Raw genomic sequence first — 15,433 nt, forward strand, 5'->3', positions numbered from 1 at the left:
CTGGCGAAGCTCGCCGGCGGTGTCGCGGTCATCAAGGCCGGTGCCGCCACCGAGGTGGAGCTCAAGGAGCGCAAGCACCGCATCGAGGACGCCGTTCGCAATGCCAAGGCGGCCGTCGAGGAGGGCATCGTCGCCGGTGGTGGCGTGGCGCTCATCCAGGCGTCCTCCGTCTTCGAGAAGCTCGACCTCGAGGGTGACGAGGCGACCGGCGCCAACGCCGTGAAGCTCGCGCTCGAGGCCCCGCTCAAGCAGATCGCCGTCAACGGTGGTCTCGAGGGTGGCGTCGTCGTCGAGAAGGTGCGCAACCTTCAGGTCGGCCACGGTCTCAACGCCGCGACCGGCGAGTACGTCGACATGATCGCCGAGGGCATCATCGACCCGGCGAAGGTGACCCGCTCTGCCCTGCAGAACGCCGCCTCCATCGCCGCGCTGTTCCTCACCACCGAGGCCGTCATCGCCGACAAGCCGGAGAAGGCCGCCGCGCCTGCCGGTGGCGGCATGCCGGGCGGTGACATGGACTTCTGAGCCTCTTCGCAAGAAGGCTCGGACCCGGTCCGTCCATACCGAGGGCGGCACTCCCTGTTACGACAGGGGGTGCCGCCCTCGGGCGTTTGCTCACCCGGCGATGGTCATCCTGGCTACGCGACCCGGAGGTGCCGGCGTTCGGCGAGCTCCTGCGCGCCGACCACGGTCAGAACCGGGGAGCCAGGCGGCGCGAACATGGTCACCACCAGCTGCGACTGCGCGTCCGGAAGGTTGTTGGCGCCCTGGTAGTGGATCACGTCACCCCCGGGCTCGAACAGGGCGTCACCCGCCTTGAGCACCCGGGGCGGCTGCCCCTCCAGCTCAAAGAGGATCTCGCCCTGGGTCACATAGCCGAAGAGCGGCCCCGGGTGCCGGTGCGGCGGCGCACCCGGGTCACCGGGCGCCAGGGTGACCCGGATCGTCCTGGCTTCGGAGCCCGCCGGAATCCGGGCCGCCGCCTCCGGCAGGGTCGTGATCACCTCGACGCCCGGGGGCAGGTGTGCGTGCTCAGCGCTCATGTATTCCTCCAAACAGGGAGTGTCCGCAGTGAGGACCGGACCGCTTCCCCGTTTGTGACAGCCCGCTCCACGAACGCAGCCGTGCCGGTCGTGCCGCGCTGTGTGTGGCCGGGGTCACGGCCGCCCGGGGCGGGATACGGAATAGGCAGCCTTCGGTGAGCAGTTGCTTAAGGGGGTGCAACAATGCGTGTGCACATACCCACTGGTCAACAGAACTGCTCACCGAGGAGACCCCCACGTGACCGTCACCGAGCCCACCGCCTCCCGTGCGGCCCAGATCCTGTCCCGGCCGACCGTGATCAATGGTCTGACTGTTCCCAACCGCATCGCGATGGCGCCGATGACGCGCATGTTCTCCCCGGGCGGCGTGCCCGGCGAGGACGTCGTGTCGTACTACGCGCGCCGTGCCGCCGCGGGTGTCGGTCTGATCGTCACCGAGGGCACGTACGTCGGGCACGACTCGGCCGGACAGAGCGACAGGGTGCCGCGTTTCCACGGTGCGGAGCAGCTGGCGGGGTGGGCGAAGGTCGCCGAGGCCGTGCATGCGGCGGGCGGCACGATCGTGCCGCAGCTGTGGCACATCGGCATGGTGCGTGAGCAGGGCCAGCCGCCGTACGCCGAGGCTCCCGCCGTCGGCCCCTCCGGCCTGCGCATCGGTGCCGACGAGGCCACCGGCAAGGCGATGACCCGGAGCGATCTGGACGACGTCATCGGCGCGTTCGCCCAGGCCGCCGCGGACGCGGAGCGCATCGGCTTCGACGGCGTGGAGATCCACGGCGCCCACGGCTACCTCGTCGACCAGTTCCTGTGGGAGGGCACCAACCGCCGCACCGACGCGTACGGCGGTGACCCGGTCGCCCGTACGACGTTCGCGGCGGAGATCGTGGCCGCCGTACGCGAGAGGGTCTCCGCATCCTTCCCGGTGATCTTCCGCTACTCGCAGTGGAAGCAGGAGGCCTACGACGCCCGGCTCGCCGAGACCCCCGAGCAGCTGGAGGCCATCCTCACGCCGCTCGCCGCGGCCGGTGTCGACGCCTTCCACGCCTCCACCCGCCGCTACTGGGTCCCGGAGTTCGACGGCTCCGACCTGAACCTCGCCGGCTGGACCAAGAAGCTCACCGGCAAGTCGGTCATCACGGTCGGCTCGGTCGGACTGAACGGCGACTTCATCAAGGCCTTCGCCGGTCAGGGATCCGAGCTCAAGGGCATCGACGACCTCCTGGACCGCCTGGAGCGCGACGAGTTCGACATGGTGGCTGTCGGCCGCGCCCTGCTTCAGGACCCGCAGTGGGCGGCGAAGGTCCTGGCGGACCGCCTCGACGAGCTGAAGCCGTACGACGCGACGGCGCTGAAGACGCTGTTCTGAGCCCCGGATTCCCGCTGCCGTCCGAGAGATGCGAGTACGGCATCTCTCGGACCTTCGGGGCGCCGAGCTACCGCGCGCTGCTCACGGGGCTGCTCGGGTGCACCTCGCGTTCGATGCGCGGCATGATCTCCTGGACGTAGATCTTCTGGATGGCGTCGCCGGAGTCGTGCGCCTCCCAGTGGGCGCGGCTCGCCCAGCGCTCGACGAGGACGAAGCGGCCCGGGTCGTCCTGCGACTGGTACGCCTCCCAGCTGACGCAGCCGTCCTCGGTGAGACACAGGGGGCGCATCCGGGCCAGCGCATCGGCCACCGGCGCGATGTCGTCGGACTCGGGGACCCGGACGATGACGATGAGGTCGAACATCACTGCTCCTCGGAGTGGGGGGAGTCGGCCCGGCCGGCCATGGCGGCGCGGGCAACTGCGGGAAGCCACTGGGCGATCGGGGTGAAGCGGTAGCCGAGGGCCTGCGCCCGGTCGCTCGCCATGCCGAAGTCGGACGGGCAGGAGAACGGGGACAGGTCGGAATCGCCCGCGGGGTCCTCCTTCTCGATCACGTCGGCCGTGAGTCCGGTGGCGCTCTCCACCGCGGCGCAGACGTCATAGACATCGGCGGTGTCCGGAGAGGCGACGTTGACCGCTCCGGTGGCGTCGGACAGGGCCGCCCAGGCGAGGAAGCCGGCGGCCTCCTCGGCCCGAACCAGTGACGTCCGGCCGGGCGACGTGTGGGCGACGACGGGCTGCCCGGCGCTGATGCGGTCGAGATGGAACCGCAGCCGACCGGTGAAGTCGCCCTCCGCGGCCAGCACATGGGCGACCCGGGCCAGCAGCACCGGCACCTTCGCGCGGCGGGTCAGCGCGGTTTCGGCCTGGCGCTTTCCCTCGCCGTAGTGGATGTCCAGGTAGCCGGGCGCGTACCAGGGCAAGGTGGTGTCGAAGTCGTAGTCCGCCGGGTCGAGTTCCGCCTCGCGGGCCCGGGCACTGAACGGCGGCGCCTGGAACCGCCACCGGAAGGTGTCCCTGTTGTACACCTCGATGGTGCTGGTCATGACGATCTTCCCGGCCCGTTCCCTGAATGCCTCGCACGCCTCCACGGCGGCGTTCGGCGTGTAGCACATCTGATGCACCACCGCGTCGAACCGTTCCCCCGCCACCGCGGCGGTCAGCTCTCCGAGGACATTGACGTCGGCGCGCAGCCGCCGCACCGAGTCGCCGAACGGGTCGGGGGCCTGCCCGCGATTGACGAGCGTGACCCGGTGCCCGTCGTCCAGCAGCTGTCGCACCAGCATCTTGCCGAAGTACCGGGTCCCCCCGATGACGCAGATGTCAGACATTCTCCCTCACCTTTTCCTCGTTCTCCGTGCCTTCTGTGACCTCGGCCCGCTGACTCCCGTCGGCAGTGCCGGAGTTCCGGCCGCTCAGGCAGACCAGTGCACAGCCCGCCGCCAGCAGGGCCGCGACGTACCAGTTGCCACCCGCCACATCGAGGGAGCGTGACAGGTCGAACAGGATCCCCGCGGCCAGGGAGCCGGCCATGTTCCCCGCGCTTCGGAAGAAGTGCATCGCGCCCATGGCCCTGGCCAGCCGGTCCTCGGGAACCCTGCGGGCGATCCAGAGGTCGAACGACGGCACGAAGAGAATCTCTCCGAGCACGACGGTCAGACAGCCGACCACCACCCAGGGGGCGGTGCGACCGGCCCCGAAGGCGACGAACGCGACCGTCATGCCGGCCAGGCCGACGGCCATGACCGCCCCGGGGCTGAATCGCTTGTCGAACAGCTTGAACAGCGGGTACTGCAGCGCCAGGACGCTCAGACCCGTGATCCAGAACGGCGCGGAGGGGGCCCACCCCGGCACGTACTCCGCCATGTGCAGCGGGATGCCGACCACGAAGCCCAGGGACAGGAACCAGAACGCGGCGGACAGCAGGAAGTAGCGGGTCGCGCCGCGCACTTCGATGCCCTTGAACGCCGTCAGGCTGAACAGCGGGACGCGGCTGCCGCCGGCCGTCGCACTCTCGAAGCCGTCCCGGGGAATCAGCGCCGAGGCGATCAGACAGAAGCCGATGAAGAACGCGAACACCACCGAGAACAGGGTCCGCAGTTCCACGTCGGCCAGTACGGCGCCCAGCAGCGCGCCACCGAAGAGGCCGACCTGCCCCGCCATCTGGAACGCGGAGAACGCCTTGGGCCGTTCGTCCTCGGGAAAGGAGACCAGCACGTTCTTCAGCCCCGGGAAGGAGACTCCCGAGCCGAAGCCGATGAAGAACGCCAGCACGCTGTACGCGAGCACGCCGTCGGTGAACCCCATGAGCCCGAGCGCCACAGCTTCCAGCGCGGTACCGAGGAACACACCCCCGCGGACACCCGAGCGGGCCGCGATCCCTTCGTAGCAGAAGGTGGCGAGCAGCCGGCCGACGTACGTCATACACATGACCACGCCGGCCCAGAAGCCGCTGTCGGTGCCGCCGAGGGTGGCGACGAGCACGGGGAACCAGATGTAACTCCCCACGTTCGCCAGGAGGATGCCCCCGGTCACGCCGACGAGTGCGCGTTTGCGTTCCTTGATCAAAGCTCCTCCTTCCGGTCCGCCCCGGCGGCGCGCAGCTCGGCGATGGTGCGCGCGACGGCCTGCCGGTCGATCGGCACGCCCCGGACGACGGTCCGCACCGGAAGGGCGGACAGCGGTCGTCCCGGAGCATGCAGGTTGTAGGTGGCGCACTCGCCGACGCTCAGCGGATGGACGTCCCGGGTGTCGCCGCTCAGTTCGCCGAAGTAGCGCCGGCCCCCGACCGTGGCCTGGTGCCGCAGCCGCTCTTCGAGCGAGGCGTCGTCGCCGCGCAGCAGGTCGAGTTCGCTCAGGAAGGAGTAGCCGTGGTACGCGCCCGTGTTGCCCGAGTCGGTTCCGATCAGCAACTTGCCCTCGTGCAGGGTGGCCAGGGCGTTGCGGCGCATGTCGGCCAGCGCTGCCGTGCGCGTCTCCTGGCAGCCGAACTCGATGCCGTACGGCTTCTCGATGGCCTGGGCGAACTCCAGGTTGCGGATGTCCTGGGTCTCGGCGAAGCCCTCGCGTCCGTACTCGGCCCGGAATTCGTCCCCGGTCATGATCATGGGGCGCAGGCCGGCCAGGGTGGAGACGAAGCGGGCACCCTCGAACTCCTTCCAGTCGGCCGCGTCGAGCGTCCGGTCGCGCACGCTGTGGGCGAAGAGGCGGAAGCCGCACTCGTAGGCCCAGCGGGTCTCCTGGAGGGTGTTGCAGTCGATGACCGCGGTGATGCCCCGCTCGGCGGCGATCCGGGCGGAGAACTCGAGCACCCGGCGGGACAGCCGGGAGAACTTCACCGGGCTGTCCGGCTGTTCGGTGCCGTCCGTGAACATCACCTTGAGGAAGGTGCCGCCGCGTTCGACGTTGGAACGTATCGCGTGTTCCAGGTCGGCCTCGGTGCCGATCATGTGCACCGGGGCCGGGAACTCGACGCCGTGGCCGGTGAGGCCGGCGGCGTTCGTCATCGCGGTGACCGCGTAGCCGCAGTGGACGATCTCGGGGTACGGCACGGTCGAGGCCTCGCGGCCGGCCGCCCAGGCGTCGGCCACCAGCGGGAAGCCGAACATGTCCACCACATGGGTGACGCCGTGGTAGAGGTACTGCAGCGCGACGATCCGCGGGTCGTCGGCCGTGTCGTCCCAGTTGGCGGGCAACGAGACATGGGCATGGGTCTCGGTGTAGCCGGGCCACAGCTCCGTCTCGCCGCCGCGCCGGCCGCCCGAGGGCTCGATGCGGGTGAAGACGCCGTCCTCGACGGTGACGTCGTACACGGCTCCGGCGTCGAGGGAGGGGATCGCCACCCCGTGCAGTTCCTGACGCCGCGCATCCGCGGTCATCGGGCCACCTCGACCTTCATCCGCAGGTCGATGCGGTCCAGGGCCTCCACACAACGCTTGTTGACCTCGGTGCGGTCGGCGCCGGTGAAGATGGTGTGCCCGATCCAGTCGAAGTTGCTCCGGGAGAGCCGGTTGACCTGGGTGCCGGGCTTCTTGTACGCCAGCGCGCTGTGGAAGCCGGGCAGCTCCTGCAGGCCGTCGAAGCCGATGGCCTCGACGGTTCCGCCGATCGGGGCGCCGAACCAGCGGCCACCGGCGGTGGTCTCGCCGGGGAAGGGGAGCTCGGGACGCTCGCCGAGCGCCTGCCGGATGACCTCCAGGTAAGGGTCGACGCCGGAGGTCAGCTCCATCAGGCTCGGCACGATGCCGCCGACCAGCCGGCCGTTGACCTCGCACAGGACAGGGCCGTCGGGGCTGAGGAGGAACTCGGTGTGGATGAAGCCGAAGTCCACACCCAGCTCGTTCAGCAGGCGCGTCGTCAGGTCGAACAGTTCGTCCTGGAGCGGGTGCCCGGTGAAGTAGGTGGCGCCCATCTCGATGAAGTACGGGAATCCGCTCAGCGGACGGTCGGTGAGGCCGAGGTTGACCACCTCGCCCCTGCCGAGGACGCAGGACTCCACCGAGATCAGCTCGCCGGTGACGAACTCCTCGATCAGCAGGTCCGGGACACGGACCACACCGCGGCCGTAGTCGGCCACATCGGCGAGCTCCGCGAGGTAGGCGCGCAGGTCCTCCTCGTCCTTGAGGTGCAGGACGTGCAGGCTGGCCGTGCCGTCGGACGGCTTGACCACACAGGGGAAGCCGATCTCGCGTACGGCCGCCTCCACGTCCTTCGGGTCGGCCACGTGGACGAAGCGGGGCTGGCGGATGCCCTTGCCGTCCAGGGTGAGCCGGGTCAGGTGCTTGTGGCGGGCGTTGCGCGCGCCGTCCACGCTCATGCCGGGCAGCCCCAGGGCTTCGGCGACCGCCGCCGTGTGGACGGTGTGGTACTCGCTGTAGGTGGTCACGCCGTGGATCGGCTTCTGAGCGTGCAGCGTGCGGGCCAGCGTCTTCAGCTCCTCGATGGAGAAGGCCTCGGCGCTCTTGACCACCTGGCAGTTCGGGTGGGCGTAGGCCGCCTCGGCCAGCGGGGAGGCCGCGAGGTAGAAGTCGGGGTCCACCGACACCAGCGTGACGTCGTGGCCCAGGTCCAAGGCGTTGGCGATGCCCGCGATGCCGTTGGGATTGCATTCGATCATGAGGATATGCATGTTCAGTGCTCCGTAACTTCCTGGAGTTGGATGAGGAGTTGCCCGGGACGGCGGAGTCAGTGGGCGCAGGCGGGGGCGTACCCTGCGGCGGTCGTGGCCGCCGGCCGGCCGTGACGGGCCCTTGCCACGGCTGCGAGCACGGCGGGCAGATCGAGGCCGAGCGCCGCCATGACCTCCTGGTGGTCGCCACCGGTCGAGGGCCATTCCTGGCCGGCTCCCACCGACGTGACCTCGCACCGGGGCATCAGCAGCGCGAGCGCTTCGGCCACTCCGCCCTGGCTGCGGTGTTCCTCGACGACGACGAACCGGGTGTGCCGGCGGGACAGTTCAGCGGCCGCATCGGCCAGGTGCTCGTGGTCCAGGTAGACCAGGTGGGCGTGGGAGACCCCCGTGGTGGCGCGGGCCTCCAGGGCCAGGCGGGTGCCCTCCTCGCCCACCGACACCAGGCAGACGTCCTCGGGGCCCGCTGCGAAGTCCCAGTTGACCAGCGGCAGTTCGGTGCCGGGCAGGTCGAGCGACTCATAGGTGGCGTTGCGGCCCGTGCGGATGTAGTGCGGTCTGCCGCTGCGCGCCGCGGACCGGATCACGGCACGCATCTCGGCCTCGCCGTAGGGGGCCGCGATGGTCACGCCGGGGACGCTGCGCAGCACCGCGAGGTCCTCCAGACAGTGGTGGGTGGTGCCGAACCAGGCACCGGACACGCCCGCGTACGGTGCCACGACGGTGACCCCGGCGTTCAGGTAGCCCAGCGTCAGCTTCAGGCTCTCCGCGGCCCGCAGTGCCGCGAACGGGGCGAAGGTGCTGACGAAGGGCTTGTAGCCACCGGCGGCCAGTCCCGCTGCCATGTCGACCATGGCGCCCTCGGCGATACCGACGTTGAAGAACCGGTCCGGATGCGCGATGTGGAAGGGGTGGTTCTTGCCGCCCAGGTCCGCCTCCAGGCAGACGATGGAGGCGTCCTCGACGGCGAGGGCGGTCAGCTCCTCGCGGTAGGCGTCACGGCCGGAAAGGGTCATCGGATCGCTCGCTTCCACTTCGCGGCGCGGGTGGCGTCGATGGTCACGTAGTGACAACCCGCCTTGCCCTCCACGGCCGGCACACCCTTGCCCTTGACGGTGTGGGCGACGACGGCGAGAGGGCGGCGCGCCGCCGACCGGTCCCGGGCGAACAGCTCGGCCAGCGCGGCCGGGTCGTGCCCGTCGGTCTCAGCGACCTCGAACCCGAAGGCGGCGAATCGCTCGGTGAGACCGGGCAGCGGCGAGATGTCCGCGACAAGCCCGTCGTTCTGCCCGCCGTTGCGGTCCACGACGAGCACGAAGTTGCCCAGTTCCTGCGCCGCGGCCACCTGGCAGGTCTCCCAGACCAGCCCTTCCTGGAGCTCGCCATCACCTGCGACGGCTATGCCCAGGCCGCCCTGTCCGCCGATCCGGCGGGCCAGGGCCCAGCCCGCCGCGTACGGGACGCCGTGCCCGAGGCTCCCGGTGGGGAACCGGACACCGGGCACCTTGGGGCCCGGATGGCCGGTGTAGGGCAGGCCCGCCCTGCCGTACAGCGGCGCCGGGTTCTCCGGCAGCATGCCGCTGACGTACAGCGCGGCATACAGTCCGGCGGCGGCGTGCCCCTTGCTCAGCACGACCTCCGTGCCGTCGGCGGCGGAGGACCGGTGCAGGGCGGCGACCAGGATGTCGAGCACCGACAGGCTGCCGCCCAGATGGCAGCCGCGTTCGGACGCCGCCATGTCGACGACCAGCCGCCGGGCTTCCAGGGCCCGTTCGGCGAGCGTGGCCGCGAGGGCCTCGGTGCCGGTGGGACTGTCCAGCACGGCAGTCATCGGCGGCTCCCTTCCAAAAGGGCGAACCAGCGGTTCACCGCGTCGGCGAGCAGCGCGCGGGCGGCGCGGTACTCGTCGCCGCCGATGCGTTCCTCGTCGGTGTGGTCGAGGGCGGAGTCGCCCGGCCCGTACGCCACCATCGGCACGTCGTGCCACGTGGTCGCCAGGGTGTTCATGTCCGACGTCCCCTTCTTCACCACGAAGCGGGGCCTGACCCCGGCCTCGGCGAAGGCCCGGGTGAACGCCTTGGCCAGCGGGCCCGAACGGCCGCCCTGGTGACCCGGGGTGGCGCGCAGTGCCTCGATGTCGACCCCGTCGCCGGCGTGCCGGAGCGCGGCGGTGCGCAGCGCTTCGAGATCGGCCCCCGGCGGCACCCGGAAGTTGAGGACTCCGGACGCCCGGTCGCGCTCCCGGCCGCGCTCGCAGCGGATGTCGATGACCGCGCTGAGCGCTTCGGGAGCGTGCTCCAGAACCGACGCGCGGATCTCCCCGAGGGCGCGGATCAGGCGGTCGGGGGCCGACACCGCGTCCATGCCGGCCGAGTGGCCGGTGGGCACCGAGGCGGTCACCGCCAGTTTGAAGAGCCCGAAGTAGCCGAGGGTGAGCTTCCCCGAGCCGCTGGGTTCGCCGATGACGACCGCGTCGGCGGGGTAGTTGTCCCGTACGTGGAACGCCCCCTTGGAGGAGGAGATCTCCTCCTCGACCGCGCCGACCACGGTCAGTTGTCCGTCCTCGGGTATCGCCGCGTCCGCCAGTACCTCCAGGAACGCGGCGAGGCTGCCCTTGGCGTCGACGCTGCCGCGCCCCCACAGCTCACCGTCCCGCCACTCGGCGGGCCAGCGGTGCGGGACCGTGTCGAGGTGGCCCAGGAGCAGCAGCCGGCGGGAACCGGTGCCCTTGGACGCGACGAGGTTGCCCGCCGGGTCGATGCGGGCCTCGATGCCCCGCCCCAGGCACCATTCGGCGAGACAGGCGGCGAGTTCCGCCTCGTCGCCGGAGACCGAGGGCACCAGGACCGCGCGAGTGAGCAGGTCGAGGTCGTCGGCGGGTCCCCGGGTGCGCCAGAACCGGGTCCATCCGGACGCCTCGCTCATGGTGTGCGGACCGGTGATGGCCACGTCGGCGCTGCTGTCCTGCAGGGCGATCTCGGCCGCGCGCACCTTCTGGCGCATGCGCCCACCGGCGTACCGCGCCCCGTCGCCCGGGTAGGCGTCGCGCAGCGTCGAGTCCGGGTCGTCCGGATCGGTCAGCAGACCCGCGGTGCCGGTGACCAGCCGGAGGTGGTCGGCGTCCAGGGCGACCGCGAGCACCGCGGCCAGGACGTCGGCGTCCACGTTCAGCGCAGCGCCGCCGTCCCGGTCCGCGACCGGCGGGGACAGGCAGACCACGTCGTACGTGTCGAGCAGGGCATTCAGCGCCTCGGTGTCGGCATCGGCGGGCACACCCGCACGGTGGTCCCGGACCACGACGGGGCGGCCCTCGGCGGACAGCGCCTTCAGCGGGCGATTGGCCCGGCCGACGACCAGGCCGCCCCGAGCGGCGACGGCCGTGAACGTCCGCAGGCCCTGGGCTCGCAGGCCGCGTTCCACGGCGGGCAGGGTGACCCGCTCGTAGGCGTCGACGAGGTGGTCCATCTCCTCGGGAGGGCAGTAGCGCACCTCGTCGCCGTTGGTCAGCCGGAGCGTGGGGACCGGGCGGTCGATCGCCGCGTAGTGGCGTTCGATGCCCGTGGCCCCGCCCGCCACCAGGAGCACCCGGGCGCCGCGGGCGGCCACGTCGGCGATCTCCTTGTGGATGGCGTCGCGGTCGAGCGTCGCACTGCCGACCTTGATGACGTACAGCGGCCGGGTCATGGCGACACCGCCGTGATCGGCAGCCCGGCCGCCTCGTCGAAGCCGTGGATGAGGTTCATGGCCTGGATGGCCTGGCCTGCCGCCCCCTTGATCAGGTTGTCGAGGGCGGCCACCGTGACGCACTGGCCGTCGCGGACGGAAACCGCCACCTCGGCGACGTTGGAGCCGGTGACGGCCTTGAGCATGGGGAAGTCCTGGGGCGCCTTGGGCGCCGGGCGGACCCGCACGAACGGCTTGCCGACGTAGGCCTTGGCGTAGGCGCGCTTGACGTCCAGGGCCGTGACTCCGGGCCGCAGCTCCGAGTAGGCGGTCACCATGATGCCGCGCGACACGTCCAGGCTGTGCGTGGAGAACCGCAGATCGACGGCGGCGCCCGTGAAGTCGGCGATGGCCTGCTCGACCTCCGGCGCGTGCCGGTGGCCGTGCAGCTTGTGCACCCGGAAGTTGCCGCTGCGCTCGGCCGGCTGCTCGCCGCTGCCGCGGCCGCCGCCGGTGGACCCGGTCTTGGCGTCGACCACCACCCGGTCGGCGACCAGCGGACCGGCGTCGGCGAACAGCGGGTACAGGGCGTAGATCGTGGTGACGGCCATGCAGCCGGGCAGGCTGACGAACCGGCTCTCGGGGATGCCGGGACTCAACTCCGGTACGTAGTAGGCGAAGTCGTCCAGCGGCGGGTGGGCCGCGGTCCCCGGGTAGTGCTTGCCGACCTGCTTCTCGTCGCGCAGCCGGAAGTCGCCGCCCAGGTTCAGCACCCGCTTGGCCCGGTCGGCGACCAGCGGCAGCTGCTCGGGCAGCGCACCGGTGGGCAGGCAGCCGAAGGCGACATCGACGGTGTCGGTGTCCGCGAGCTCGGCCAGCGGCCGGAATGTGAGGCCGGACGCCTTGGGGTGGTTGCGCAGCCAGGGGTGGATGCTGCCGACAGCGGTGCCCGCGGCGCGCTCCGCCGAGAGGAACGCGAGTTCCACCTGCGGGTGCTCCAGGAGCAGCCGGATCACCTCGCCGCCGGTGTAGCCGCTGGCGCCGAGGACGGCGACGCGGATCTTCTCGTACGCTGCGTCAGCCAAGGCGGGCCGCCTTGTCGTACGGGCGCTGGTAGTCGCGGGTCTCGACGAGCTTGCGGATGGCGTCCGGACGACGAGCGACCTTCCGGAAGGCGTCGGCGTAGCGCAGGATCCGCTCGTACTCCACCGGGGAGCGCAGCTCGCGGCAGAGGACGAGGGTGCTGTCGAGCATGCCGAGGGTGACCGGGAAGTCCTCCGGCCGGTGGTCGCGCACGGCACCGGGGTTGAGGGTGAACGGGTAGCCGTTTCCGAAGCCGTCCCGGTGCTGGAAGGGCAGGTGGCAGGGGATGGGGGTGTTCTGCCACTCACGGGCCGGGACGCCCTCGGCGACCAGCAGCTCGTGCACGGCCTCCTTGACCGCGAACACCGGTACGTCGTCCAGGCCCACGGCCTCGGGGTGCAGGGTGACGCGGTACATGTTGTACGCGTGGACGTGCCCGTCGGGTACGTGCGGCGGGGTGAACAGGCCGGTTTCGCGCAGCGCCGCACCGAGCAGCGCGGCATTGCGTGCCCGGACCTCGTCGTAGTACGGCAGCCGCTTGAGCTGGCTGGCGCCGAAGGCGGCCGCGACCCACGACATGCCGTAGTCGATGCCGTGCCGCTCCAGGTAGGACCGGGCCCGGTCGTAGCTCTCCTCGGTGGCGAAGAAGGCGATGCCGCCCTCGCCGCCGAGCGGGAAGTTCTTGTCGGCCATCAGGCTCTGGCCGGCGGCGTCCCCGAGGGAGCCGGCCACCCGCTCGCCGACCTTCGCGGAGTGGGCGTGCGAGGCGTCCTCGACGAGGGCGATGCCGTGCCGGTCGGCGAGGGCGCGCAGGGCGGACACATCGGCGGGCAGGCCGTGCACGTGCACCGGCATCAGCGCGCGGGTGCGGTCGGTGATCGCGGCGGCCGCTGCCTGGGGGTCCATGCAGTAGGTGACGGGGTCGATGTCGACGAACACGGGGATCGCGTGCGCGGCCACGACGGCCTGTGCGGTCGCGATGAAGGTGAACGCCGGCACGATGACCTCGTCGCCGGGCTGCACACCGGCGCCGACGAGGGCCATGTGCAGGCTGGAGGTGCCACTGGCGGTGGGCAGCGCGTGCGCCGCACCGACGTAGGAGCGATAGGCCTCGGCGAAGTCGGCGACGACCTTCTCGGGCGCCTGCCGCTGGGCGAGCATCAGGTTGAAGACGTCTTCCTTGGTGATGACCGGGAAGAGGGTGCGACGCGACGCCTTGGGAATCATGGCCCCGCCGCCGAGGGCGGCGAGTTCGGAGCCGAGTTCAGCGGGGTCGGGCAGGGGCAGCGGCGCTGCCGGGAAGTCGGTGATCATGAGCGCGCTCCGGTGGAGGTGGCGGGACGTACCGCCTGGGTCAGGGCCATCCGCACGCAGGCGGCCACGAGTGGGCTGAGCCGGTAGTTGAACTGGACCCCGGGCACCAGGGCGGCGTCGGCCTCCTGCTGCGTCCACATCGTGCGCAGGTCGTAGGCGCCGAAGATCTTCAGTCGCTCGGCGCGGGCCCAGATGCCGTCGTCGTCGGTGAGGACGGCGGCGGCCGGCCCGAAGCCGAGGCCGGTGAGGTCCACGACGAGGGCGGGGGCGGGGGCGGACCGGGTCAGCTCGCCCAGCTGGTCGGCGTTCGCTGAATCCAGCGACACGTGGTCGTACGCGGCCGGCCCCTGTTCCCCGACGCTGACGCCGAGCCAATTGAGGAAGCGGCCGGTCGCCGGGTCCGGTTCGGGGAGGGCGACGGTGTCCCCGTGGCCGATGCCCTGGCCGGCGAGCGCCGCGTGGATCGCGGCGGTACGGCTGTTGACGAGGACGGCCCGTGCGCGTCCGGTCTTCTTGGTCAGGAGTCGTTCGAGGCCGGGCAGTTCCCGGTCACTCTTCTCGATGCTCATGACCACGCCCGTGGTGAGGACGCGGGCGAGCACCGTTGCGGTGTCGAACAGTTCCATGGGTCTTCTCCGTGTCACACGGCCGAGGCCGTGAGGGTCTCCGCGACGTAGGCGGCGAGGTGGCCGGCCACGTTCACTCCGTGCTGGGCGGAGGAACGGGCGAATTCGGGATTGGCGTTGACTTCGAGCACGAGCAGTTCGCCCGTGGACCGGTCCTCGACCAGGTCCACCCCGAAGAAGCCCGGGCCGAGGGCGTCGACGACCTGGCCGCAGAGCTTCTCCATCTCCGCGGTGACCTCGACACGCCGGACCTCGGCGCCCAGGTGGGTGTTGGTGCGCCAGTCGTCCGACACCCGCTGGATGGCCACCACCGGGGTCCGCCCGACGACCACCACCCGCAGATCGTGGCCGGGCTTGTCGATGTACTCCTGCACCACGACCGGGAAGTGCTTTCCCGTGGCGTCGGCGGACTCGCGGCCCGCGGCCCACGCCTCCACGCAGTCGGCGTGCGTCATCTTGCTGACCCCGCGGCCCCAGGAGCCGCTCACCGGCTTGATCACCGCGGGCATGCCCAGGTCGGCGACGGACTCGCGTACCTGGTCGAAGCTGAAGGCGTGCCGGGTGTCGGGGTGCGGAATCGCGTGCCGGGCGAAGAGCAACGACTGCAGTCCCTTGTCGTTGCAGGTCTCGATCGTCGCCGCGCGGTTGAGGGTGGGGACTCCGGCGTGTTCCAGACGGCGGGAGACGCTGATCGCGTCCCGGTGGGAAAGGTTCCTGATCAGGGCGAGAGCGGGCGGGCCGGTGCGGCCCGCCACGATCTCGGCCAGATCCTCCATGAGCAGCGGTTGCGCCGTCAGGCCCTCGTCACGCAGTGCGCCCAGGAGCAGCTTCTCCTCCGGGCGCAGCATCGTGACCGAGAGCAGGACCTGGTCGGAGGTTGTCACTCGCCCCAGTCCTCTTCCACCTCAGGGGCAAGGTCCAGGCGTATGCCGGTCGCGGACTTCTCGACGACCTCGTGTTCCTGGCCGCAGGCCCCGCACTCGGTGATCTCGCCCTTCTCCCAGTCCTCGCGCACCTCGAATTCGGTGTCGCATACGAGACAGCTGGCGACGGTAGTCGCAGTTGCCATGTCGATGGCTCCTTTGTGTGGAATGGCGCCGCAGGACGTGCCGGCGCGCCTTTCGGTGGCTGGAAGGAGCCTGCCTGGCGGCGATACCGCTCACCTACCGGTCGAGTACCGCTGTTCGGGGTGTCGCCGCAAGCGCTTGA

The 15,433-nt window shown here is 71.0% G+C and carries 16 protein-coding genes; 2 read left to right on the top strand and 14 right to left on the bottom strand.

Features of this window, described 5'->3' with window-relative positions:
- On the top strand, positions 1 to 525 hold a 525-nt coding region (locus ACFY5C_RS16405), incomplete at its 5' end, for a TCP-1/cpn60 chaperonin family protein (RefSeq protein WP_389444849.1).
- A gap of 113 nt (positions 526 to 638) precedes the next feature.
- On the opposite strand, the gene ACFY5C_RS16410 is transcribed toward ACFY5C_RS16405, so the two are convergent.
- Positions 639 to 1,043: a cupin domain-containing protein gene (locus ACFY5C_RS16410; RefSeq protein WP_389444850.1), complete on the bottom strand. Its 405-nt coding sequence runs from the start codon at positions 1,041 to 1,043 to the stop codon at positions 639 to 641.
- A 238-nt stretch (positions 1,044 to 1,281) separates the two neighbouring features.
- On the opposite strand from ACFY5C_RS16410, the gene ACFY5C_RS16415 reads away from it, so the two are divergent.
- Positions 1,282 to 2,409 carry an NADH:flavin oxidoreductase gene (locus ACFY5C_RS16415; protein WP_389444852.1) on the top strand — a complete coding sequence of 376 codons (1,128 nt, stop codon included), beginning with the start codon at positions 1,282 to 1,284 and terminating at the stop codon, positions 2,407 to 2,409.
- 67 nt (positions 2,410 to 2,476) lie between these two features.
- Here the strand turns inward: ACFY5C_RS16415 and ACFY5C_RS16420 are convergent, their stop codons facing one another.
- Genes ACFY5C_RS16420 through ACFY5C_RS16480 form a run of 13 tightly spaced genes read right to left on the bottom strand, consistent with a single transcriptional unit; the run spans position 2,477 to position 15,293 of the window.
- Positions 2,477 to 2,773, bottom strand: coding sequence for a putative quinol monooxygenase (locus ACFY5C_RS16420; RefSeq protein WP_389444853.1), 297 nt, complete (start codon positions 2,771 to 2,773; stop codon positions 2,477 to 2,479).
- Complete coding sequence (locus ACFY5C_RS16425) at positions 2,773 to 3,741, bottom strand: NAD-dependent epimerase/dehydratase family protein (RefSeq protein WP_389444854.1); 969 nt, start codon at positions 3,739 to 3,741, stop codon at positions 2,773 to 2,775. The genes ACFY5C_RS16420 and ACFY5C_RS16425 overlap by 1 nt, the downstream gene beginning before the upstream one ends.
- Positions 3,734 to 4,978, bottom strand: coding sequence for an MFS transporter (locus ACFY5C_RS16430; protein ID WP_389444856.1), 1,245 nt, complete (start codon positions 4,976 to 4,978; stop codon positions 3,734 to 3,736). The genes ACFY5C_RS16425 and ACFY5C_RS16430 overlap by 8 nt, the downstream gene beginning before the upstream one ends.
- Positions 4,975 to 6,288 (bottom strand): hydrolase, encoded by a 1,314-nt coding sequence (locus tag ACFY5C_RS16435; RefSeq protein WP_389444858.1) that lies wholly within the window; start codon positions 6,286 to 6,288, stop codon positions 4,975 to 4,977. The genes ACFY5C_RS16430 and ACFY5C_RS16435 overlap by 4 nt, the downstream gene beginning before the upstream one ends.
- A complete protein-coding gene (locus tag ACFY5C_RS16440; RefSeq protein ID WP_389444860.1) occupies positions 6,285 to 7,538 on the bottom strand; it encodes an ATP-grasp domain-containing protein in 1,254 nt (417 codons plus the stop codon). The genes ACFY5C_RS16435 and ACFY5C_RS16440 overlap by 4 nt, the downstream gene beginning before the upstream one ends.
- Positions 7,539 to 7,594: 56 nt before the next feature.
- Positions 7,595 to 8,554, bottom strand: a complete 960-nt coding sequence (locus ACFY5C_RS16445) for a transketolase family protein (protein WP_389444862.1) — start codon at positions 8,552 to 8,554, stop codon at positions 7,595 to 7,597.
- Positions 8,551 to 9,369, bottom strand: coding sequence for a thiamine pyrophosphate-dependent enzyme (locus tag ACFY5C_RS16450; RefSeq protein WP_389444864.1), 819 nt, complete (start codon positions 9,367 to 9,369; stop codon positions 8,551 to 8,553). Before ACFY5C_RS16450 ends, ACFY5C_RS16445 begins: the two co-directional genes overlap by 4 nt.
- On the bottom strand, positions 9,366 to 11,222 hold the full coding sequence (locus ACFY5C_RS16455) for a M20/M25/M40 family metallo-hydrolase (protein WP_389444866.1): 1,857 nt from the start codon (positions 11,220 to 11,222) through the stop codon (positions 9,366 to 9,368). Before ACFY5C_RS16455 ends, ACFY5C_RS16450 begins: the two co-directional genes overlap by 4 nt.
- Complete coding sequence (gene argC / locus ACFY5C_RS16460; protein ID WP_389444868.1) at positions 11,219 to 12,286, bottom strand: N-acetyl-gamma-glutamyl-phosphate reductase; 1,068 nt, start codon at positions 12,284 to 12,286, stop codon at positions 11,219 to 11,221. Before argC ends, ACFY5C_RS16455 begins: the two co-directional genes overlap by 4 nt.
- On the bottom strand, positions 12,279 to 13,598 hold the full coding sequence (locus ACFY5C_RS16465) for a DegT/DnrJ/EryC1/StrS family aminotransferase (protein WP_389444869.1): 1,320 nt from the start codon (positions 13,596 to 13,598) through the stop codon (positions 12,279 to 12,281). Before ACFY5C_RS16465 ends, argC begins: the two co-directional genes overlap by 8 nt.
- Positions 13,595 to 14,224, bottom strand: coding sequence for a DegT/DnrJ/EryC1/StrS family aminotransferase (locus ACFY5C_RS16470; protein WP_389444871.1), 630 nt, complete (start codon positions 14,222 to 14,224; stop codon positions 13,595 to 13,597). Before ACFY5C_RS16470 ends, ACFY5C_RS16465 begins: the two co-directional genes overlap by 4 nt.
- A 14-nt stretch (positions 14,225 to 14,238) precedes the next feature.
- On the bottom strand, positions 14,239 to 15,108 hold the full coding sequence (locus tag ACFY5C_RS16475; protein ID WP_389444872.1) for a RimK family alpha-L-glutamate ligase: 870 nt from the start codon (positions 15,106 to 15,108) through the stop codon (positions 14,239 to 14,241).
- Positions 15,105 to 15,293, bottom strand: coding sequence for a lysine biosynthesis protein LysW (locus tag ACFY5C_RS16480; protein ID WP_389444874.1), 189 nt, complete (start codon positions 15,291 to 15,293; stop codon positions 15,105 to 15,107). Before ACFY5C_RS16480 ends, ACFY5C_RS16475 begins: the two co-directional genes overlap by 4 nt.
- Between the last annotated feature and the right edge of the window lie 140 nt (positions 15,294 to 15,433).

It is taken from the genome of Streptomyces sp. NPDC012935 (assembly GCF_042900345.1).
Taxonomy (GTDB): domain Bacteria; phylum Actinomycetota; class Actinomycetes; order Streptomycetales; family Streptomycetaceae; genus Streptomyces.

Bases quoted from the DNA above. Each gene is read 5' to 3' on its own strand.
- ACFY5C_RS16465 (WP_389444869.1), bottom strand. From the start codon at position 13,598: ATGATCACCGACTTCCCGGCAGCGCCGCTGCCCCTGCCCGACCCCGCT.
- ACFY5C_RS16480 (WP_389444874.1), bottom strand. From the start codon at position 15,293: ATGGCAACTGCGACTACCGTCGCCAGCTGTCTCGTATGCGACACCGAA.
- ACFY5C_RS16470 (WP_389444871.1), bottom strand. From the start codon at position 14,224: ATGGAACTGTTCGACACCGCAACGGTGCTCGCCCGCGTCCTCACCACG.
- ACFY5C_RS16425 (WP_389444854.1), bottom strand. From the start codon at position 3,741: ATGTCTGACATCTGCGTCATCGGGGGGACCCGGTACTTCGGCAAGATG.
- ACFY5C_RS16440 (WP_389444860.1), bottom strand. From the start codon at position 7,538: ATGCATATCCTCATGATCGAATGCAATCCCAACGGCATCGCGGGCATC.
- ACFY5C_RS16410 (WP_389444850.1), bottom strand. From the start codon at position 1,043: ATGAGCGCTGAGCACGCACACCTGCCCCCGGGCGTCGAGGTGATCACG.
- ACFY5C_RS16435 (WP_389444858.1), bottom strand. From the start codon at position 6,288: ATGACCGCGGATGCGCGGCGTCAGGAACTGCACGGGGTGGCGATCCCC.
- ACFY5C_RS16420 (WP_389444853.1), bottom strand. From the start codon at position 2,773: ATGTTCGACCTCATCGTCATCGTCCGGGTCCCCGAGTCCGACGACATC.
- ACFY5C_RS16455 (WP_389444866.1), bottom strand. From the start codon at position 11,222: ATGACCCGGCCGCTGTACGTCATCAAGGTCGGCAGTGCGACGCTCGAC.
- ACFY5C_RS16450 (WP_389444864.1), bottom strand. From the start codon at position 9,369: ATGACTGCCGTGCTGGACAGTCCCACCGGCACCGAGGCCCTCGCGGCC.
- ACFY5C_RS16445 (WP_389444862.1), bottom strand. From the start codon at position 8,554: ATGACCCTTTCCGGCCGTGACGCCTACCGCGAGGAGCTGACCGCCCTC.